Annotated in this window: 18 protein-coding genes; 9 read left to right on the forward strand and 9 right to left on the reverse strand. The window is 66.6% G+C overall.

Annotation, left to right across the window (positions count from 1 at the left end):
• Positions 1-158 precede the first annotated feature (158 nt).
• The 3 genes from HVO_RS08920 to HVO_RS08930 all read left to right on the forward strand — a co-directional run bounded on the left by HVO_RS08920 (position 159) and on the right by HVO_RS08930 (position 3,354).
• The gene (locus tag HVO_RS08920) at positions 159-1,082 is read left to right on the forward strand and encodes a coiled-coil protein (protein WP_004044057.1); all 924 of its coding nucleotides are present in this window, start codon (positions 159-161) and stop codon (positions 1,080-1,082) included.
• 90 nt (positions 1,083-1,172) lie between these two features.
• The gene (gene sppA, locus HVO_RS08925) at positions 1,173-2,174 is read left to right on the forward strand and encodes a signal peptide peptidase SppA (protein ID WP_004044056.1); all 1,002 of its coding nucleotides are present in this window, start codon (positions 1,173-1,175) and stop codon (positions 2,172-2,174) included.
• Between the two features lie 43 nt (positions 2,175-2,217).
• Positions 2,218-3,354: a DUF373 family protein gene (locus HVO_RS08930; protein ID WP_004044055.1), complete on the forward strand. Its 1,137-nt coding sequence runs from the start codon at positions 2,218-2,220 to the stop codon at positions 3,352-3,354.
• 36 nt (positions 3,355-3,390) lie between these two features.
• On the opposite strand, the gene HVO_RS08935 is transcribed toward HVO_RS08930, so the two are convergent.
• Entirely contained in the window at positions 3,391-3,582 is a 192-nt protein-coding gene (locus HVO_RS08935) for a DUF7333 family protein (RefSeq protein WP_004044054.1), read from the reverse strand.
• Positions 3,583-3,670: 88 nt separating this feature from the next.
• Positions 3,671-4,453 carry an aldo/keto reductase gene (locus tag HVO_RS08940; protein ID WP_004044053.1) on the reverse strand — a complete coding sequence of 261 codons (783 nt, stop codon included), beginning with the start codon at positions 4,451-4,453 and terminating at the stop codon, positions 3,671-3,673.
• 236 nt (positions 4,454-4,689) lie between these two features.
• Between HVO_RS08940 and HVO_RS08945 the strand changes: the two genes are divergently transcribed.
• Positions 4,690-4,887, forward strand: coding sequence for a hypothetical protein (locus tag HVO_RS08945; RefSeq protein ID WP_013035477.1), 198 nt, complete (start codon positions 4,690-4,692; stop codon positions 4,885-4,887).
• Between the two features lie 212 nt (positions 4,888-5,099).
• Here the strand turns inward: HVO_RS08945 and HVO_RS08950 are convergent, their stop codons facing one another.
• Both HVO_RS08950 and HVO_RS08955 read right to left on the reverse strand, forming a co-directional pair.
• Positions 5,100-5,963, reverse strand: coding sequence for a 2-oxoacid:ferredoxin oxidoreductase subunit beta (locus HVO_RS08950; RefSeq protein ID WP_004044051.1), 864 nt, complete (start codon positions 5,961-5,963; stop codon positions 5,100-5,102).
• Positions 5,960-7,720: a 2-oxoacid:acceptor oxidoreductase subunit alpha gene (locus HVO_RS08955; protein WP_004044050.1), complete on the reverse strand. Its 1,761-nt coding sequence runs from the start codon at positions 7,718-7,720 to the stop codon at positions 5,960-5,962. Before HVO_RS08955 ends, HVO_RS08950 begins: the two co-directional genes overlap by 4 nt.
• A gap of 306 nt (positions 7,721-8,026) precedes the next feature.
• Here HVO_RS08955 and HVO_RS08960 point away from each other — a divergent pair, with 306 nt between their 5' ends.
• On the forward strand, positions 8,027-8,671 hold the full coding sequence (locus HVO_RS08960; protein WP_004044049.1) for an FAD-dependent oxidoreductase: 645 nt from the start codon (positions 8,027-8,029) through the stop codon (positions 8,669-8,671).
• 52 nt (positions 8,672-8,723) lie between these two features.
• On the opposite strand, the gene HVO_RS08965 is transcribed toward HVO_RS08960, so the two are convergent.
• Genes HVO_RS08965 through HVO_RS08975 form a run of 3 tightly spaced genes read right to left on the reverse strand, consistent with a single transcriptional unit; the run spans position 8,724 to position 12,311 of the window.
• A complete protein-coding gene (locus HVO_RS08965; RefSeq protein ID WP_004044048.1) occupies positions 8,724-9,545 on the reverse strand; it encodes an ABC transporter permease in 822 nt (273 codons plus the stop codon).
• Positions 9,542-10,393: an ABC transporter ATP-binding protein gene (locus tag HVO_RS08970; RefSeq protein ID WP_004044047.1), complete on the reverse strand. Its 852-nt coding sequence runs from the start codon at positions 10,391-10,393 to the stop codon at positions 9,542-9,544. The genes HVO_RS08965 and HVO_RS08970 overlap by 4 nt, the downstream gene beginning before the upstream one ends.
• Complete coding sequence (locus HVO_RS08975) at positions 10,386-12,311, reverse strand: NosD domain-containing protein (RefSeq protein WP_004044046.1); 1,926 nt, start codon at positions 12,309-12,311, stop codon at positions 10,386-10,388. Before HVO_RS08975 ends, HVO_RS08970 begins: the two co-directional genes overlap by 8 nt.
• 222 nt (positions 12,312-12,533) lie before the next feature.
• On the opposite strand from HVO_RS08975, the gene HVO_RS08980 reads away from it, so the two are divergent.
• Positions 12,534-14,234, forward strand: coding sequence for an acyl-CoA mutase large subunit family protein (locus HVO_RS08980; RefSeq protein WP_004044045.1), 1,701 nt, complete (start codon positions 12,534-12,536; stop codon positions 14,232-14,234).
• 186 nt (positions 14,235-14,420) lie between these two features.
• Positions 14,421-16,409, forward strand: coding sequence for an acetate--CoA ligase (gene acs / locus HVO_RS08985; protein ID WP_004044044.1), 1,989 nt, complete (start codon positions 14,421-14,423; stop codon positions 16,407-16,409).
• Between the two features lie 29 nt (positions 16,410-16,438).
• On the opposite strand, the gene HVO_RS08990 is transcribed toward acs, so the two are convergent.
• The gene (locus HVO_RS08990) at positions 16,439-16,684 is read right to left on the reverse strand and encodes a hypothetical protein (RefSeq protein ID WP_004044043.1); all 246 of its coding nucleotides are present in this window, start codon (positions 16,682-16,684) and stop codon (positions 16,439-16,441) included.
• 176 nt (positions 16,685-16,860) lie between these two features.
• On the opposite strand from HVO_RS08990, the gene HVO_RS08995 reads away from it, so the two are divergent.
• Complete coding sequence (locus tag HVO_RS08995; protein ID WP_004044042.1) at positions 16,861-18,483, forward strand: long-chain-fatty-acid--CoA ligase; 1,623 nt, start codon at positions 16,861-16,863, stop codon at positions 18,481-18,483.
• Positions 18,484-18,566: 83 nt separating this feature from the next.
• Here the strand turns inward: HVO_RS08995 and HVO_RS09000 are convergent, their stop codons facing one another.
• A complete protein-coding gene (locus tag HVO_RS09000) occupies positions 18,567-19,175 on the reverse strand; it encodes a hypothetical protein (protein WP_004044041.1) in 609 nt (202 codons plus the stop codon).
• 561 nt (positions 19,176-19,736) lie between these two features.
• Here HVO_RS09000 and HVO_RS09005 point away from each other — a divergent pair.
• A complete protein-coding gene (locus HVO_RS09005; RefSeq protein ID WP_004044040.1) occupies positions 19,737-21,065 on the forward strand; it encodes a substrate-binding protein in 1,329 nt (442 codons plus the stop codon).
• Positions 21,066-21,103 lie beyond the last annotated feature (38 nt).

Consider the following 21,103-nt stretch of genomic DNA (forward strand, 5'->3'; position numbering starts at 1 on the left):
TTATTAACTGGTCGCTTGTATGTGTATGTACCTGAGCGCCTCCGGCGTTCCGGCGGCATCGCACGCAGAATGATCGGGAATTCTTATCCACGGTCGGTCGCACTCCCACGAGCAGCCGCCACGCACGGAGTGGTGATGGTATCGAGGATTGATTACGCATGGTAACGAAGCAGGAAGTACTTAGCGAGTTCGACGTGCAGGAACTCGACGAGGCACGAAACATCGATCTCCCAGACGAAAAGCTCGAGAGCGGCTCGAAAGGCGAACTCATCAAACTCGCCGGTCAACTCCGTGACCGCCGCAATGAACTAAACCAGATGGCTTCCGAGCGCGCGTCCAAGCGCGACGACCTCAACGCGAAGACTCGCGAGAAGGTCGACGAAGCCCAGAAGCACCGCGAGAAGCGCGACGAGATGAACTCGCAGGTGCAGGAACACAAGCAGAGTCGCAACGAGCTCAACGCGAAGGCCAACGAGCTCTTCGACGAGGTCGACGAGATGAAAAGCGACCTCGAGCTCGACGACGGCAAGGACATCGACGAGCTCAAAGAGGAGATCGAGCAACTCGAGTTCCGCCAGCAGACCGAAGTCCTCTCGACCGAAGACGAGCGCGAGCTCATCGAGAAAATCGAGAACAAGCGCGAAGAGCTTCGCCAGAGAAAGGACAAGGTCGAAGAGAGCGGTGACCTCGAAGAACTCATCGAAGAGGCAGAAGAGGTCCGCTCCGAGGCGTCCCAGCACCACCAGAAGGTGACCGAGCTGGCCGACGACGCCCAGGAACACCACAACCAGATGATCGAGGCCTACCGCGAGGCCGACGACATCCGCGACAAGGCCGACGAGATGCACGAGCTCTTCGTCGAAGCCCAGGAAGCGGCCGACCGTCACCACGAGGACTTCGTCCGCGTCCAGAAGCGCCTCCGCGAGCTGGACAAGAAGGAAGAGCGCCAGCGCAAGGACTCCCGCGCCGAGGAGCGCGAGGCCGCCAAGGCCGAGGCCGAGGAAATCTACCAGAAGTTCAAGGAAGGCGAGACCCTCGAGACCGAGGACCTGATGAAGCTCCAGAAGTCCGGGCTGCTCTAAACTTCGGTCACTTTCTCTCTCTTCGTCGCGCTTGCGACGTATCATTTTTATGCCGTTCGAAGCCCGAGCGACAGCCATGAGTGATTCACCGTGACCGACAGCTTCACGCGCGTCTACCGGCTGGCTATCGTGGTCGTTCTCGCCGTCGTCGGGGCGGCGGTCGGCTGGATTCTGTTCTACCGCGTCCCCGACACGCTCGCGGACCTCGCGGGACTCCTCCTGTTCATCGGGACGGTCGTCGCGGCGCTCCGCGTCGGCGGCAGGCTCGCCGCCTCGGCGTTCCCCGACTACGACGTGGCCGAAGTCGCCGTCGAAGGGCCGATTTCCCGCGACGGCGGCGGCGGTCCGGTTCCGGGTCGCGGCGGCGGGACGCCCGCCGACGACATCGTCGAGCAGGTCGACGCCGCGGCCGACGACGACAGCGTCGACGCGCTGCTGGTCAAACTGAACACGCCCGGCGGCGAGGTGTTGCCGAGCGACGATATCCGCCGGGCCGTTGCCGACTTCGACGGGCCGACGGTCGCCTACGCCACGGACACCTGCGCCTCGGGCGGCTACTGGATTGCCAGCGGCTGCGACGAACTGTGGTCCCACGACGTGAGCGTCGTCGGCTCCATCGGCGTCATCGGCTCGTCGGTCAACGCCTCGGAGCTGGCCGACAAGGTCGGGCTCTCCTACGAGCGGTTCGCCGCGGGGAAGTACAAGGACGCCGGGATGGCCCTGAAAGAGCCGACCGAGGACGAACGCGAGTACCTCCAGGGGCTCATCGACGACTACTACGACGACTTCGTCGAGCGCGTGGCCGAGGGCCGCGACATGGACCCGCAGGTCGTCCGCGACACCGAAGCCCGCGTCTACCTCGGTGAGGAGGCCCACGAACTCGGCTTGGTCGACTCGCTGGGGAGCCGCGACGACGTGGAAGACCGACTCGCCGAACGCCTCGGCCGCGACGAGGTGTCGGTGCGGGAGTTCACCCCTGAGGTCGGCCTCACCGACCGGCTCCGCGGCGGCGTCGAAGGGGCGGCGTACGCCTTCGGCGCGGGACTCGCCTCGTCGGTCGACCCCGACGACGGCTTCTCGTTTCGGTTCTGACGACTGGGAGGCTTTTTAGCCCGCGCCCCCGTTCGTCTTCCACGTGACAACGCTCGTCCTCTGTGTCGACCGGGCGAACGACATCGGCCGCAAGACCGGGCTCTTGACGCCCGTCGTCGGCTGGGAAGCGGTCCGATCGCTCGTCACCGACGTGGGCCTCTCTGACCCCGAGGATTCGAGCGTCAACTGCCTTCTCGCGGCGCTGCGGACGACCCGCGAACTCAGAGACGAGCGCGAGGACGCCGAAATCGCGGTCATCTCGGGGACGAGCGACAGCGCCGTCGGAGCCGACCGCGCCGTCGCGCGACAGCTCGACGACCTCGCCGAGCAGTTCGACGTCGAGTCCGCCGTCGTCGTCATCGACAGCGCGGAAGACGAGCGGCTCGTCCCGGTCGTCGAAAGCAGGTTCCGGGTCGACGCGGTCGACCGCGTGGTCGTCCGGCAGGCCCACGACATCGAGTCGACGTACTACCTGCTCAAGCAGTTCCTCGGCGACGAGGAGCTTCGCTCGACGGTACTCGTCCCGCTCGGCGTCGGCCTGCTTCTCGTCCCGTTGCTGCTCGTCCAGTTCAGCCCCGAGGTCGCCATGGCCGGGCTCGCCGCCCTGATGGGCGCGGTGCTGCTCTACAAGGGACTGGCCATCGACGAGTTCCTCTCGGACGCCCGGGACCAGATTCGCGACGCCCTCTACTCCGGGCAGGTGTCGGTCGTCACCTACGCGGTCGCGGCCGGACTGGCCATCGTCGGGCTGTTCCTCGGCGCGCTCGCCATTCGTTCCCCCGGCGTCGGCGGGGGAGAAGAGGTGCTCGTCCCGTCGCTCCTGTTCGTCTACCACAGCGCGCCGTGGATGGCGCTCGCCGCGCTGACCGCGAGTGCGGGCCGCCTCTTGGACGAACTCATCGGGAGCGAGCGCGTCTCCACGTCGTACATGAACCTCCCGTTCGGCGTCGTCGCCATCGGGCTCGTCGTCCGCGGGTTCGCCGGGTTCCTCCTCGAACGACAGGGCGAGCTAGCGAACCTCGAACTGCTCGGGCGACTCGCGCTCACGCCGGTCCAGCGGCTGGCGATGTTCATCGTCGCCGGCGTCGTCGTGAGCGTCGTGGGCGTCCGCGTCTCCGCGAGCGTCTCGGACGAGACCCTGGAGGACGTCGTCGACACGCCCAGAGAAAACGAGAGCTGAGGATTTCTGTCCCGTGTTTTCGTGTCGTCCCCGTCGTTAGTTCGACGCCCGGTACTCGCCGTGTTTGACGCCGATGGCGAGACAGAGAGCCCCGAAGACGAGCATCGACGGCGTCACCATCATCAGGACCGTACTCGTCGCCATCGCGCCCATCCCGACGAGGGCCGCGGTTCCGACGACGACGAGCGCGACGAGCAACGCGACTGTCTTGGGGAGGTCGAACTCCATGGGATTCTGTCGGGACTCGTTCGACAAATCCGTTGCGGCTCCGGGCGACGAATCGAGAGTCGAACCGGGAACAGGCGGGTTCGGTCGCTTACCAGGGCGCGAAGTCGGGGTCGACGCGGCGGTCTTCGATGTCGATGGCGTCGATGGCGGCCACGTCCTCGTCGTCGAGTTCGAGCGCGAGCGACTCCCAGTTGTCGCGGATGTGGACCTCGCCCGTCGCTTTCGGAATCGCGGTGACGCCCTTCTCGCGGAGCCACGCCAGAGACACCTGCGCCTCGCTCGCGTCGTGTTTCTCCGCGATGTCGGACAGCACGTCGACGTCGAAGACCTCCCCGCGGGCGAGCGGCGAGTACGCGACGCTTTCGATGTCCTCCTCGGCGCAGACCTCGCGGAGTTCCTCCTGCTGGAAGAGCGGATGCATCTCGATTTGGTTGGCGAAGACGCCGGACTCGGACAGTTCGACGGCCTCGCGGACCTGTTCGGGCTCGAAGTTGGAGATGCCGACGCGCTCGGTCAGCCCTCGCTCGACGAGTTCGTCGAAGGCCGCGAGCGTCTCTTCGGCGTCGTACTCGCGGGACGGCCAGTGGACGTACAGGAGGTCGACGTAGTCGACGCCGAGCTTTTCGAGGCTCGCTTCGGTGCTCTCGATGACGTCGTCGTGGGACAGTTCGTCGGCCCACACCTTCGTCGCGAGGAACACCTCGTCGCGGTCGACGTCGGCGGCGGCGATGCCCTCACCGACCTCCGCCTCGTTCCCGTACGCTTGGGCGGTGTCGATGTGCCGGTAGCCCATCTCCAGCGCCGTCTGCACCGCGTTGCGACACTCGTCGGCGTTCGTGTTCTGCCACGTTCCGAGCCCGAGCATCGGCATCCCGTTCGCTCGCGGTGCGTCGTCTGCTGAAGCGAGGTTCTCCGTCATGGCTGATTCAAGGGCCGCGAGTTGAAAAGACGTTCCGGAAGGGCGGGCGAATTTCCGGCTTTCACGGCCTGAGGGTGTGTCACACGGGGTCTCAGACGCTCGTCACCCGATGCCGCTCGACGCCGCCCGACGCTCGGCGGCGGATAGTTTATGTGCCATGTGGTAGCATGTCTAACTGGTGGTCAGGAATGTCGTCCGCATCAGAGCCGTTGACAGAAGAGAACACGAACGCGTTCGCACACCGTATCGCGGGTGACTCGCTCGTCTACGAGTGTCCCAACTGCGAGTTCGGTGAGGTGTTGGTGACGGAGCTCATCGAATCCGACGACGCGCGGTGTCTCGACTGCGGGACGCGCTACCGGCTCAACATCGAGACGGTGGCGTAAGAGCGGGTCGTCGGGAGACTCGGTGGCGGGTCGGTCGGCTCGCTCGCCCGGACCTCCGTGGTCCCGCTCGGACCGACTCGGTCAGTCGACTCTTTTCGGCGGTGAAGCGTTCGCGGCGCGCGGGCCTATCGAGCAGTCGGAGACGGTCGAAAGAACGGTCGAAGTTCGGTGAGCGGTCGGCGCGGCGTCAACCGCGAGTTCGGCGGTCGTCGTTAGTAGAACTCGCGGACGAGGTCCATCGCGTCGTCGGGCGCGCCCGACGGGATGTCCGACATATCCTGGTCGACGCCGAACTTCTCCTCGTAGGAGACGGAGCTTTCGTCCTTGTAGATGATGCCCTCGTACTCCTTCGACGAGTCGAGAATCTTCTCTTTGGCCGCGTCGTAGTCGGTCGGGTCGTGGTCGGTGTCCGCGAGGTCGACGAGGTTGTCGCGGAAGTAGTCGTAGGTGTCCACGTCGTTGAACGTGACACAGGGACTGAACACGTTCACGAAGCCGAAGCCGTCGTGTTCGATGGCCTCCTGGACGATTTCCGCGTGGCGCTTGTGGTCCGTCGCGAACGACTGCGCGATGAACGTGCCGCCGGCGGCCAGCGACAGCGCGAGCGGGTTGACCGGGGGCTGCTGGGGCCCTTCGGGGGTCGTCGAAGTCTCGAAGTCCTCGCGCGAGGTCGGCGAGGCCTGTCCCTTCGTGAGACCGTAGATGCGGTTGTCCATGACGGTGTAGGCCATGTCCACGTTGCGGCGGACGGCGTGGATGAAGTGGCCCGCGCCGATGGAGTAGCCGTCACCGTCGCCGCCGGCGGCGACGACGGTCAGGTCGGGGTTCGCCAACTTGACGCCGGCGGCGACCGGGAGCGAGCGCCCGTGGACGCCGTGGATGGCGTACGAGTGCATGTACGTCCCGATTTTCCCGGAACAGCCGATACCGGCGACCATGAACGTGTTGTCGGGGTCGGTGCCGGAGTTGGCGAGGGCTTTCATGATGCCGTTCATCGTCCCGAAGTCCCCACAGCCGGGACACCAGGTCGGTTGTTTGTCTGACTTGAAGTCGGTGAAGCGGACGTTTGAGCTCATGCTGAGACCTCCTCTGCGTCGAGGGTGGCTTTGATTTCGTCTGCGAGTTCGTCCGCCTTGAAGCGGACGCCGTCGTATTTGTTAATGCGCTTGACACGGGTCAATGTGTCGTGCTCGACGACGTTGGCGAACTGCCCCGTCGCGTTACACTCGACGACGATGACCTCGTCGGCCGCCTCGATTTCCTCGGTGAGGTCCGGCCGCGGGAACATGTACGGGACCGACAGGAAGCGCACGTCGATGCCGTCCTCTTCGAGGAAGTCGAGCGCTTCGACGAGCGCGCCCTCGTTGGAGCCCCACGAGAGGATGAGCGTGTCCGAATCGGCGTCACCGAACTCGCGCGGCGAGAAGTCCTCGGTCTGCTTTGCGGTCTCGACCTTCCGGTCGCGCTTGTCGACCTGCTCGACGCGCATCGACCGGTCTTCGGTCCGTCGACCGAGTTCGTCGTGTTCGAGGCCGGTCGACATGTGCGCGCCCTGCTCCGTGCCGGGGAACGCGCGCGGGCTGACGCCGTCGTCGGTGAGCGCGTGCGGCTGGAAGCGACCTTCCTCGTCGAGCCACTCGTCGATGGAGTCGTCGTCGACGACCTTGCCGCGGTCGATTTCGACTTCGTCCATGTCGAACGTCTCGGGGGAGAACGTCTGTTCCGTGACCGCCATCGCCAGGTCGGCGGCGACGTACACCGGGACCTGGTACTTCTCGGCGAAGTTGAACGCTTCGACGGTCTTCCAGAAGCACTCGTCGATGCTCGTCGGCGCGACGACGAAGCGCGGAATCTCGCCGTGGCCGCCGTACAGCATCATGTTGAGGTCGCCCTGTTCCTGCTTTGTCGGCATCCCCGTCGAGGGGCCCGAGCGCATCACGTCGACGATGACGAGCGGCGTCTCGGAGGTGGCGACGAGACCGAACGTCTCGGTCATCAGGTCGATACCCGGACCGGACGTGGCGGTCATCGACCGCGCGCCGGCGCGCGCCGCGCCGAGCGCGAGGTTGATAGCCGCGAGTTCGTCTTCCGCCTGCACGACGTGGCCGCCGTAGCGTTCGATGCGGCCGGTGAGGTACTCCATCACGTCGGTCGCGGGCGTGATGGGGTAGCCGGCGTAGAAGCGACAGCCGGCGGCGATGGCGCCCATGCCGATGGCCTGGTCGCCGTTGATGAGCACGTAGTCCTCGTCGGTCGTCTCGAGGTCGTAGTCGAACTCGTGGTCGTACTCGTCGTGGACGTATTCGAGGCCCGCGCGGGCCGCCTTCTTGTTGTTCTCGACGATGGCCTCGCCCTTCCCGCCGAAGCGCTTCTGGAGCGCGCTGTCGAGGTTCTCGATGGGGAAGTCCGCGACGGCGCACGCCGCGCCGAGCGCGACGACGTTGCGCATGATTGCGCCGCCCGCCTCCTCGGCGAGCGCTTTGAGGGGGATGTCCAGCCCGACCATTCCCTCGGGGATTTCGACGTCCGCCATGGTGGAGCGGTCGCCGTCGTAGATGATGACGGAGCCCTCGTGCAGTTCGTCGAGGTTCTCGTCGATTGTTCGTTGTGTGAGCGCGATGAGCACGTCGAGTCTGTCGACGACGCTCTGCACGGGGTCGATGGCAGTCCGAACCTTGTACGCGGTGTATCCGCCCCGGATTCGCGAAGCGAAATCCTTAGACGTGAACACGTGGCGTCCGGCCCGGGAGAGTGCCTGAGCGAAAATCTTCCCCGTGGAGTCGATGCCATCGCCAGCCTCGCCGCCGATGGCCCAGTTGAAGTCCGCAGGCATGCTGGGTGAAATCTACCCATAGCCGGGTCAAAAGCCTTCTGAAAATTGGTGTTAAACGATGGTACTGATAATAAATGAAAATTTGACGGGTGGGTTCTGTGAGTGCCTAAAATAGGTCGATCTGCGGACTAATATGCGAATTGTGGGAATAGATCCGACCAAATGTCTAATTGCGGTGTGTTTCACCATCTCGTGGCAATTATCTCCGGTTCACACTATGTACACGGTCGGCACGGTTCGAGCCTGACTCCGGCGCGCACGTCCGGGAAGGCAAGGCCCTTGTGAGCCTGCGACCAACCCGGTCGCATGGACGCAATCGTCACCGTCGCCGCGGCCCGCGACATCGGTCCCGGAACGGTCGCCATCGAGTTCGAGACGCCCGACGGCTTCGAGGCCGAGCCGGGCCAGTTCGTCAAGCTCTCCGCCGAGGTCGACGGCGAGTCGTACGCGCGGTTCTACACGCTCTCGTCGCCCGGCGTCGGCGACACGTTCGAAGTGACCGTCGGCATCGACCCCGAGGAGGCAGGGCCGTTCAGCCAGCACCTCGACTCGCTCGCCGCCGGCGACGACGTCGAGATTTCCGGGCCGTTCGGGCAGAGCTACTACGACGGCGAGTCGCGCGTGGTCGTCTTCGCGGGCGGCCCCGGCGTCGGCCCCGCGGTCGGCATCGCCGAGGCCGCGGTCGCCGACGGCAACGAGGCCGCCGTGGTCTATCTCGACGACGCGCCCGCCCACGAGGAACGGCTCTCCGCGCTCCGCGACGACGGTGCGAGCGTCGTCGTCACCGGCGACGAGTCCGACCTCGCAGACGCCGTTGCCGACGCGCTCACCGGCGACGAGGGCGAACAGCTGTTCGTCTACGGCTTCGCTGACTTCGTCTCGCGCGCGACCGACGCCGTCGAGGCCGCCGGCGGCGACGCCGACGCCGCGAAGGTCGAGAACTTCGGGTAACCGCTTCGCGCGCGCTGCCTGCGCCGTCCGCGGGCTCGCGCCGCCCGGAACACTATTCTACCGGCCGCCACGCCGTCAGCACCGCGACCGCGAGCGCGACGACGACCCAGCCGACGAGCCCCGCGAGCGCCGCGGCCGGCGACCCGCCCCCGCCGGTCTCGATGGCGACGCCGAGGACGAGCGACCGAAACGCGCCGTTCGGGCTCGCCGCGAGCACGAGCGGGACCGCGTCGATGCCGAGGTTCCCCGAGGCCAGTCCGGCGACGGCGGCGGCGTCGACGCCGACGACGAAGGCGACGAGCAGGCCGACGGCGAGCGCGATTGCCTGCCGAGCGGTCCGCGCGGCGGCGGAGACGGCGAGCGCGACGGCCGCGACCGCGAGGGCGAACAGGACCGCGAGGACCGAAAACCGGAGGAACGCGACCGGCGAGTCGGCGGCCTCGTTCAGCGCGAGGAACGTCGGGTCCGGCGGCGAGAGGACGGGGACGGTCGCGCCCGCGGCGAGCAACGACCCGAAGACGACGAACACGAGCGCGAGCCCCCGGCCGAGGTAGACGCCGCCGACGTAGGCCGGGCGAGACACGTCGAACGTCCTTAGCACGTCGAGTTCGCCCGACTCGCGGTCCGAGAGCACCGCCCGGTAACAGAGCGCGACGGCGAGAAGCGGAACGAGCGCCTCCACGAACGGGACCAAATCCAGCACCAGCGGGACGTAGCCGCCGCGCGCGCCCGACCCCGCGGCCGCGACCGCGACGACCGTCAGCCCGAAGACGACCGACGGCGCGACGACAGCCGGAGTCCTGACGACCGTACGGAGCTCCCGGGCCGCGATGGCGAACAGGTCGCTGACGCCGCCGGAGCCGGCGTCGCTCATCTCCCCGTCACCTCCTCGGTCGCCACGAGGTCGCCGAAGGCGGTCTGGAGGTCGGCCGCGCCGACGGATTCGACCACCGCCCGCGGGTCGCCGTCGGCGACGAACCGGCCGCCGTCGAGGACGACCACCCGGTCGGCGGTCCGCTCGACGGGACCTAGGTTGTGCGACGAGAGGACGACCGCGACGCCCGCGTCGGCGAGGTCGGAGACGATGTCGAACAGTCGCTCGACCATGCCGGGGTCGAGGCCGCTTGCCGGCTCGTCGAGGACGACCACGGCCGGGTCCCCGACGAGCGCCCGCCCGAGACCGAGGAGGCGCGTCATCCCGCCGGAGAGCGCGCCCACCCGGCGGTCCGCGGCGTCCACGAGGCCGACGCGCTCCAGCACGCCGGCCACGTCCACGTCCTCGTCCACGAACTGCGCGTAGAAGTCGAGCGTGTCGGCCGCGGAGAAGCCGGCGCGGAAGCCGGGCTGTTGCGGGAGGTAGCCCACGCGGGCCCGGCCGCCGCCGCTCTCTGCCGAGCCCACCGTGACGGTCCCCTCGTCGGGCGCGCGGACTCGCGCGAGAAACCGCAGGAGCGTGGACTTCCCCGAGCCGTTGGGGCCGACGAGCGCGACGACTTCGCCGGGCGCGACCGACAGCGAGACGCCGTCGAGGACGCCCACGTCTCCGAAGGCGTGACTGAGGTCGGTCGCGGCGATAGCCGGCCCGTTCGAGGCCGAGACGGCTGCTTCGCCCGTCGATTCGTCGGAGTCTGTCTCGGCAGTCTCGGCGGTCGCCGCGGGGTCGGGACTCGGCATCGTGGTGGGGTCGTCAGTCGTCGGGGGTGTCTGGTCGCGGTCAGTCATCAGTCTCCTCCGTCGCGTTCAGGGCGGCGAGCGTCTCCGGTCGAACCGGCTCGGTTCGGGGCGCGGCGTCGACTACGCCGGACCCGCGGAGGCCGGACACCGCGTCGCGGGCGCGGCGGAGCGCGCGCATCGCGGGGGACTCCGAGAGCGCGAGCGCGCCGGGTTCGCGGCCGAGTTCGGCGTCAACCGGCCCGGAGGGCTGGTACGCCCGGTCGTAGACCCCGTCGGCGTCGGCGTCTTCGAGCGGGAGGTCGCCCCAGTAGTTGCCCTCGCCGCCGGCGGTCCACGTCCGCATCGGGCCGAGCGACGACTCGACGCGCACGTCGTTGTCGACGATGTCGTTTCGGACGACGACGTTCGTCGGGAACGTCGAACTCCCGCGGACGCCGACGCCGTTGCCGGCGACGACGTTTCCGACGTACACCTGCCGGTCGCCGCTCACGTCCATGCCGTAGTCGTTGCCGGCGAAGACGTTGTCCGCGACGTAGGTGTCGCTCCCGGCGGGCATGAACCCGAAGTCGGACTCGCGCACGTCGTTTCCGACCACGAGGTTGCCGACGGGCCGCGTCATGAGGACGACGCCGATGCGGTCCCCGCGGACGACGTTGTCGGCGACGAGCGCCTCGGAGGTGTACATCTGGTGGACGCCGTAGCGACCGTCTTCCATGCGGTTGTCGCGGACGACGCTCCCGTCGGCGCGGTGGGTGTAGACGCCGTCGCGGCCGTCGATGAACGTCGAGTCCTGCACGACCGCCCGCTCGCCGATGAGGACGACGCCCATGAAGCCGTCGGAGGGTTCGTCGGCCCCGCGGACGGTCACGCCGTCGACGACGCTGTCGGCGCTCTCGCGGGCGATGATGCCGCTCGCGGGCGTGTCGATTTCGACGCCGCGGACCGCCGACTCGTTCGCGCCGTCGAGGACGACGCCGGCGTCGCCGCGGCCGTAGGCGAGTTCGACGCGCGTGTCCCAGTCCACGGATTCGTTGGTGGCGCGGACTCGTCGCGTCCCCACCCCGCCGACGCCGGCGATTGCGAGGTTCCCGACGGCGCTCCGGTCGGCGCGGAGGTGGACGACGCTGCCGTTGCCGTCGCCGACGAGTCGGGTGTCGCGTCCGGCACCGCGGAGCGTCACCGAGCGGTTCAGGTCGACCGCGTCGACCGAGTAGGTGCCCGCGGGGACGTAGACGGTCGTGTTCGCGGGGGCCGCCGTGACCGCCGCCTCGACGGTCGGCGCGTCCTCGCCGACGACGGTCGAGACGGGTCTGTCGAACAGCGCATCACTCGCAGCGGTGGTCCCGTTCGCCCACTCGTGGTGGGCGGCGACCGACGACTCGAAGGCGGCGAGGCGGGACGAAAGCGGGTCGCCGGCGCGGTCGCGGAGCGTCGCCCAATCGACGACCTCGCCGCCGTGGGCGTCCGCGAACGAGCGCGCCGCGGCGGCGTCGGAAAACGGGACCGCAATCGGGCCGGAGGGGACCCGCGCGCCCGAGTCGACGACGAACGACGCCTCGGACGCCTTCGTCCAGCCGGGGTTGCGGTTGTGTTCGGTTCGGAGGTAGCCGTCGCCGTCGAGGTCGGGCGAGACGGTCGCGTAGTCGGTGACGAACACCGCGAGCGGGTCACCGAACTGACGGGCGCTCTCGGGCGTGGACACGTCGGCGGCGGCGGTTCGCACGTCGTAGTAGCCGATGACGTAGCGGTACCGCGAGAAGTGGACCTGCGCGAGCGGGACTTCGAACCCCTCGACCTCGGCCGTGCGAACGTCGACCGACGTGCCGCCGGTCTTGACCGTGTCGTCGAAGGCGACCGGCGAGACGGACCCGGAGGCGGGGACGACGAAGGAGACGCTCGCGAGGACGAAGACGAGCGCCGTCGCGGCGGCGACCCAGCGGGTCGTCTCGGGCGTGAGAAGCGCCATCGGTCAGCGCCCGACTCCGACGGGCTTAGGGACTGCGGCGGGTCGAGCCGCCGCGTCGGGGAATCCCGCATCTGTCGCGCAACCGTGCATAACCGGTGCTAAGCGGTCCGGGGGTGATATGTGCGATGGTCTGTGCGTCGAAGCCCCGGGGTCGAGAGCGAACCGCTTTCAGGGCCGACTTCGACCCGAATCCTTAATCATCATCCATACTGATTGGTGGACATGTACGACGAGGACGATTTAGCGTCCATCCGCGAGGCGCGCGACGAGTGGGAATCGGAGACCCGCGACCCCTTCGTTGAGAAGGGTGGCGAGCGCAAAGACCGATTCGCCACCGTCTCGAACCACGAGGTAGACGACCTCTACACGCCCGCCGACGTGGCCGACCTCGACTACGAGTCGGACCTCGGCTTCCCCGGCGAGTCCCCGTACACGCGCGGGGTGTACCCCACGATGTACCGCGGGCGGACGTGGACCATGCGGCAGTTCGCCGGCTTCGGCACGGCGAAAGAGACCAACGAGCGCTTCCACTACCTCATCGAGAACGGTCAGACCGGGCTCTCGACAGCGTTCGACATGCCCTCCCTCATGGGCAAGGACTCCGACGACCCGCTTTCCGACGGCGAGGTCGGAAAGGAGGGCGTCGCCGTCGACACCCTCCGCGACATGGAGGTGCTGTTCGACGGCATCGACATCGGGGAGGTGACGACCTCCTTTACCATCAACCCCTCCGCGCCGGTCGTCTTCGCCATGTACGTCGCGCTCGCGGACAACCGCGGCGTCCCCCGCGAGCAGATAGGCGGCACCTTCCAGAACGACATGCTCAAGGAGTTCATCGCGCAGAAGGAGTGGGTCATCCCGCCGGAACCGTCGCTCAAACTCGTCACCGACACCGTCGAGTTCGCCGCCGAGGAGACCCCGCGCATCCGACCCATCTCGGTGTCGGGCTACCACATCCGCGAGGCCGGGTCGACGGCGATTCAGGAACTCGCGTTCACGCTCGCCGACGGCTTCGCCTACGTCGAAGACGCGGTGGACCGCGGCCTCGACGTGGACGAGTTCGCCCCTCAGCTATCGTTTTTCTTCAACTCCCACAACTCCATCTTCGAGGAGGTGGCGAAGTTCCGCGCCGCCCGCCGCATCTACCACGACGTGATGTCCGAGTGGTACGACGCCGAAGACGAGCGCTCGACGCAGTTGAAGTTCCACACCCAGACGGCGGGGCAGTCGCTGACGGCCCAACAGCCGCTCAACAACATCGTCCGCGTCACGATTCAGGCGCTCGCGGGCGTCCTCGGGGGCACGCAGTCGCTCCACACGAACAGCTTCGACGAGGCGTTGGCGCTCCCTTCGGAGGAGGCCGTCACCGTCGCGCTCCGCACCCAGCAGATAATCGCCGAGGAGTCCGGCGCGGCCGACGTCATCGACCCCCTCGGCGGGAGCTTCTTCGTGGAGTCGCTGACCGACGAAATCGAGGCCGAGGCGATGGCCTACATCGAGGAGATTCGGGAGATGGGCGACGGCTCCGTCCGCGACGGCGTCCTCGCCGGCATCGACGAGGGCTACTACCACCGCGAGATTAGCGAGGCGTCCTACGAGTACCAGTCGCGGGTCGAAGACGGCGAGGAAATCGTCGTCGGCGTCAACAAGTACGACACCGAGGAGGACACCCGTCCCGACCTGCTCCACGTCGAAGACGAGGTACAGGACCGACAGCTCGCGCGCCTCGAATCCGTGAAGGACGACCGCGACGACGAGGCGGTCGATGCCGCGCTCTCAGAGCTCCGCGAGACGGTCCGCGACGGCGGCAACGTCATGCCGGTGCTCGTCGACGCCGTCAAGGAGTACGTCACGATGGGCGAAATCATGGACGTGTTCACCGAGGAGTACGGAACGTACCGCGAGTCCATCGGCGTGATGTGAGGGTCGTCGACGCGGCCACCTCCCCCCGAAACGTCGGGGATGACATGACCGTTCGCTGACTGGAACGCGCGCCGGCGACGCGCGTAACCGACCGACAGCCCGGCGACCGCCCGTGCCGAAGTTCCCCACGCGGACGACTGGACTACATAGATTTATCATGGAGGATTGGTGTAATTAGCACGTACTATGGCAGACGGTGACACCGAACTGGAGGCACGGCTGGTCGAGCAGGAGGAGTTCGAACCCTCCGAGGAGTTCGTCGCGCAGGCGAACGTCTCCGACCCGGCCGTCTACGACGAGTTCGAGGAGAACTGGCCCGACTGCTGGGAGCGGGCCGCCGAGATGCTCGACTGGGACGAGAAGTACGACGAGGTACTGGACGATTCGAACCCGCCGTTCTACGAGTGGTTCACGGGCGGCAAGCTCAACGTCTCGTACAACTGCGTGGACCGCCACGTCGAAAACGGGGACAAGAACCGCGTCGCCATCAAGTGGGAGGGCGAACACGGCGAGACGCGGACGTACACGTATCAGGACCTCTATCGCGAGGTGAACGAGTTCGCGGCCGCGCTGCGCGACCTCGGCGTCGAGGAAGACGACGTGGTCACGCTCTACATGCCGATGATTCCGGAACTGCCAATCGCCATGCTGGCCTGCGCCCGCATCGGCGCGCCGCACTCGGTCGTCTTCGGCGGCTTCTCCGCCGAGGCGCTGGCGACGCGGATGAACGCCGCGGACTCCCGCTTCCTCGTCACCTGCGACGGCTACTACCGCCGCGGCGACCCGCTCGACCACCTCGACAAGGCCAACGAGGGCCTCGACGGCGTCGACCACGGCGTCGACGCGACCGTCGTCGTCGACCGACTGGGTGACGACGGCTTCGACCACGACCTGAAGGGCAACCAGCACGACTGGGACGACCTCCTCGACGAGCACGCCGGCGAGCGCATCGACCCCGTCGAACGCGACGCCGAGGACATGCTGTTCCTGATGTACACCTCGGGGACGACGGGCCAGCCGAAGGGGGTCAAACACACCACCGGCGGCTACCTCGCGTACGCCGCGTGGACCTCCCACGCGGTCCTCGACATCGAGAAGGAAGACACCTACTGGTGTTCGGCCGACATCGGCTGGATTACGGGCCACTCGTACATCGTCTACGGGCCGCTCGCGCTCGGCACGACGACGGTGATGTACGAGGGGACGCCTGACTTCCCCAACCGCGACCGCCTGTGGGACATCATCGAGAAGTACGCGGTCGACATCTTCTACACCGCGCCGACGGCGATTCGCGCGTTCATGAAGTGGGGCAGCCGGTTCCCCGAACAGCACGACCTGTCGAGCCTCCGCCTGCTCGGCACGGTGGGCGAACCTATCAACCCGCGCGCGTGGAAGTGGTACTACAAGCACATCGGCAACGAGGACTGCCCGGTCGTGGACACGTGGTGGCAGACCGAGACCGGCGGGATGATGATAACGACGCTCCCGGGAATCAAGAAGATGAAACCCGGCTCCGCCGGGCCGCCGCTGCCGGGCATCGACGCCCAAATCGTCGACACGAGCGGAAAACAGGTCGACGCCGGGCGCGCGGGCTATCTCACGGTGAACAAGCCGTGGCCCGGCATGCTCCGGACGCTCTACAAGAACGACGAGCGCTTCATTCAGGAGTACTGGCAGGAGTACTCCGACACCGACAGCGACGACCCCGACGACTGGGTCTACTTCCCCGAGGACGGCGCGAAAATCGACGGCGACGACTATATCACCATCCTCGGGCGCGTCGACGACGTCATCAACGTCTCGGGCCACCGCCTCGGGACGATGGAAATCGAGTCGGCCATCGTCGGCGTCGAGGGCGTCGCGGAGGCCGCGGTCGTCGGCGGCAACCACGAGGTGAAAGGCGAGGCCGTCTACGCCTACGTCATCACCGAGGAGGGTCAGGACGAAGACGACGAGATGCGGGGGCGCATCATCGAGGGCGTCGAGGACGCCATCGGCCCCATCGCTCGCCCCGAGATGGTCGTGTTCACGCCGGAACTTCCGAAGACGCGGTCTGGCAAGATTATGCGTCGGCTCCTCGAAGAGATTGCGAACGGCGAGGAACTCGGTGACACGACGACGCTTCGGAACCCCGAAGTCGTCGAGTCGATTCAGCGGCAGGTCGAAAGCGAGTAACCGCCGGTTCCGCCACCGTCGGCCCTGCTCTATCGCGGATTTTCTTCCAACCACGCCGACAGCGACGACTCGTCGCGGAAGTAGCGCCGCTCGCGGACGCCGTCGCGTTCGACCACGGCGAGGAGATGCTTCTCGGAGAGCCGAATCTGCTCGCCGCTGTACGTACACGGTTCGATTCGCTCGTCGCCCGGCCGCCACAGCCGATGGGGGACGACGCGGACGATGGTCTCGTCCCGGCCCGTCGGCGAGCGTCCGGTGTAGTCCGAAAGTGCCATACGCGCGCTACGAACTCCACGAATAAGGTATTTTCCTGCATAGTTTGTGTAGTAATATAGTCTCCCGCGGCCCGAGTCGTGGGCTATTGTCACTCGGTGTGCGAATTGTTCTCAACGATGCGTACCGCGGTAGCAGCCCGCACATTTATTTTGAACGTTAGTGAAGGATACCGCGTATGAAGAAACCACTCCTGGTGACGGAGTTCCTCGACCGCGCGCGGCGGTACTACGGGGACGAGGAGGCGGTCGTGGCGACGACCGGCGAGCGCTTTACATACGACGAACTCGGGGAGCGCGCCGACGGCTTCTCGGCGGCGCTCCAGTCCCGCGGCGTCGAGAAGGGCGACCGTGTCGCGGTGCTCGACCCCAACACGCACTACCACCTCGAAGCCGCCTACGGGTCGATGCAGTTGGGTGCGGTCCACATGCCGCTGAACTACCGGCTCGTCCCCGCGGACTTCGAGTACGTGCTGAACGACGCGGACGTGACGGCCGTCTACGCCGACTACGCCTTCGCCGAGAAGATAGACGCGGTCCGCGACGAGATTCCCGCTGAGATTTTCGTCACGAACGACCCCGAGAAGGCCGCCGAATCGACCGACGGGGAGTGGCTCGACTTCGACGAACTGGTCGCGGAGTCGACCGACTACGAGCGCCCAGAGATGGACGAAGACGACATCATCACCATCAACTACACGTCGGGGACGACCGGCGACCCGAAAGGCGTCTGCCGCACTCATCGCGCCGAGACGATTCACGCCTATCTCATCTCGATGCATCAGGACATCGGGGACGACGACGTGTATCTCTGGACGCTCCCGATGTTCCACGTCAACGGCTGGGGCCACATCTACGCGATTACCGGCCACGGCGCGAAGCACGTCTGCACCCGCGGGGTGGAGGCTGAGGCCGTGTTAGACGCCATCCGCGACGAGGACGTGTCGTATCTCTGCGCCGCCCCGACGGTGCTGAACATCCTGATGAAACACTACCGCGAGGAGGGGGGCGTCGAGACGACCGGCGCGAGCCCCGTCCGGGCGGCGACCGCGGGTGCGGCCCCGCCGGAGGCGACGATTCGGACCGTGGAAGACGAGTTCGGCTGGCGGCTCATGCACGTCTACGGAGCCACCGAGACCGGCCCGCTCATCACGACCTCGGAGGCCGGTCGTTACCTGACGGACGGCGACGACCGCTTCGGCGTGAAGAAGAAACAGGGCATCGGCTACCTCGGCACCGACGTTCGCGTCGTCGACGAGGACGGCACCGACGTGCCGAGAGACGAGCAGTCCGTCGGCGAAATCGTCGTCACGGGCAACCAGGTGATGGAGAAGTACTGGAACAAACCCGAGGAGACCGAGGAGGCCTTCTCGGCGCGGCTGGAGGGTTACTACCACATGGGCGACCTCGCGGTCGTCGACGAGAACGGCTTCATCAGCATTCAGGACCGCAAGAAGGACATCATCATCTCCGGCGGCGAGAACATCTCCAGCATCGAACTGGAGGACACGCTGTTCGACCACGACGAGGTCGCAGACGTGGCGGTCATCCCCGTCCCGTCCGACGAGTGGGGCGAGTCGCCGAAGGCGTTCGTCGTGCCGACGAGCGGCGACCCCGACGCGCCGGGCGTCACCGCCGAGGCGCTCATCGCGTTCTGTCGGGAGCGCATCGCGACGTACAAAGTGCCGAAGGAAGTCGAGTTCGTCACCGAACTGCCGAAGACCGCGACCGGGAAGGTTCAGAAGTACGAACTGCGCGAACGCGAGTGGGAAGACGAAGGGCGGATGATGGGAGAAGGATAGCAACGACCGCGTTAAGCTCGCGTTTCGGCCGGTAGCAGGCTCCTAACCGCGGCCGCGGCGTCTCGTTTCGAGGAGGGGACGGTTCAGCGGTCGTTGCAGGGGCAGTCGAGGCCGAGCGACCCGGGGTCGTTGTTGAACGCGTCGAGGGTGTCTTTGAGCGGTTCGCCGTCGACCATGTCGCCGCCGACGGAGACGTACCAGCTCTTTTGCTTGCCGCCGTTCGACCACGCGGAGTTACCGAGCCAGTTCCCGGCCATGTTCTTGACCTCTTCGATGGTGTAGCTCGCGTAGTCGCCGTACTGGATGGTCGCGCCGTCGCTCGTGCAGCCCGGGTCGTCGCCCGGTCTGTTCCGGAGGTTGAGGACGATTGCGAGGTAGTGTTTCGCCATGATGTTCGCCTTGTCGCCCTTCGTGGGCGCGACGAGGAACTCGCGCCACTCGTCGTGGGTCATCGTGACGCCGCGGAGGGCGTAGTTCGAGTCACCGTTCGGACCGAGGACCGCCCAGTTGTCGGTGGGGCTGCTGTAATCCGGGTTGTTCGCCCAGTAGCCGGGTGTCTTGGGACACATGGTCGCCGCCACCGAGCCGGAAACCGCGGGGATGCCGATACCGATGCCGAGCGCCGACATCGCGCCGAGTCGGAGCACGGAGCGCCGAGTCGGTCTGAATCCGTCGTTCGTGTCGTCTGTCATAGTGGTGCCACGGGCGTGGCTGCATCGGTGTTCGCGCGTTCCGGGGTTAGTTATAAATCGAACATTCACGACGGTACGAGATTAACTGGTCAACGAACGCGCGGAAACGGCGCTGAAACGGTGCTATCCGGGGATATATATCTAGTATTCTGATAGTTGTCGGCCGGCCGTTCGCGCCGCTCACGCCGGTGCCGACGCGGTGAGATTGGTGCGGCGTGCGTCGCGACGAGACGGACTGCACGGCGGACTCGTCGCTCTCGATGCCTGACGGGGCGAACGACTGTGCGGGGCGAGTCCGACACCGGCCCGTATTTTGCGCCAGTGACACGTCCCGCGACGCGGAGTGGGCACTGCGGGAGCCGACCGCCGGTCGGGACGACGGACACCTTATATCATGTTGTAGATCCCACCAATATATAATGATTGATTACACAGATATTAGGGAATCAATACATAACTATTATTAACGATGTATCCGCCGATGTGTCTATGGCACGGGATAGCAAGCCGCTCAATAGGCGAGATGTGTTGAAGGCGACTGGTGCTGTCGGAACCGCTGGCTTGGCAGGGCTGGCGGGGTGTACCGGCGGTGGCGACGGCGGCGGTGGTGATGGTGGCGGCGGTAGCGACGGCGGCGGCGGTGACGGCGGCGATGGTGGCGACGACTACCCGGCGCTGGGCAACTTCCCCATCGAGGGCGACACGGCCACGTTCGGATTCAACGTCCCGCAGTCGGGACCGTACGCCTCGGAGGGTGAAGACGAGCTTCGAGCCTATCAGCTCGCGGTGAAGCACCTCAACGAGGGCGGCGGTTGGGTCGACTCGCAGTTCGACGACCTCTCCGGCGACGGCGTGCTCGGCTACACTATCGACCACGTGGACGGGGACACGGCCACGGACGCGGACCAGGCGCGACAGTCCGCCTCGGGGATGATTCAGCGCGACGACGCGATTATGATTTCGGGCGGCTCGTCCTCGGCGGTCGCCATCGCGGTCCAAGGGCTGTGTCAAAACGAGAAAGTCATGTTCATGTGCTGTCTGACGCACTCGAACGACACCACCGGAAAGGACTGCGTCCGCTACTCCTTCCGGGAGATGTTCAACGCCTACATGACCGGACAGGCGCTCGCGCCGGTCGTCCGCGACGCCTACGGCGAGGGTTTGCAGTTTTATCAGCTCTACGCCGATTACAGCTGGGGCCAGACCCAGCAGGCGTCGATGGAGCAGTTCATGACCGACGTGGCCGGCTGGGAGCAGGTGGAGTCGGTCGCGACCCCGCTCGGCACCTCCGACTACTCGACGTACCTCTCGGAGGCCCAGAGCTCGGGCGCGGACGTGCTCATCTTGAACCACTACGGCCTCGACGGCGCGAACTCCATGCAGCAGGCCATCGACGCCGGCATCGACGAGGACATGGAAATCATCGTTCCGCTGTACAACCGCCCGATGGCGCAGGCGGCGGGCGGTGCGATAGAGGGAATCTACGGCACCGTCGCGTGGGACTCGCAGATAGACAACACGCCGTCGCAGGAGTTCACGCAGGCGTTCCGAGACGAGTACGACCGGACGCCATCGGGGCCCGCTCAACTGGCGTACGCACAGACGCTCCAGTACGCGGCCGCCGTCGAGCGCGCGGGCACGTTCTACCCGCCGGAGGTCATCAAGCAACTCGAAGACTACGAGTACGACAACATCGGGATGGGCTCGGAGACGATGCGCGGCTGTGACCACCAGGCGCAGCGAGACGTGCCGGTCGTCCAGGGGCTTCCCGCCTCCGAGCAGAGCGAGGGGACGTACTTCAACATCGTCAACATCACCAGCCGCGACGACCTCGGCTACGCGTGCGACGCCGGGCCGGCGGCCGAGTGTGAACTCGGGTCCTACGAGTAGACACTCCCCCCACCGTTATCTTAATGAAAGTTAATCGC

Source organism: Haloferax volcanii DS2 (assembly GCF_000025685.1).
Taxonomy (GTDB): Archaea; Halobacteriota; Halobacteria; order Halobacteriales; family Haloferacaceae; genus Haloferax; species Haloferax volcanii.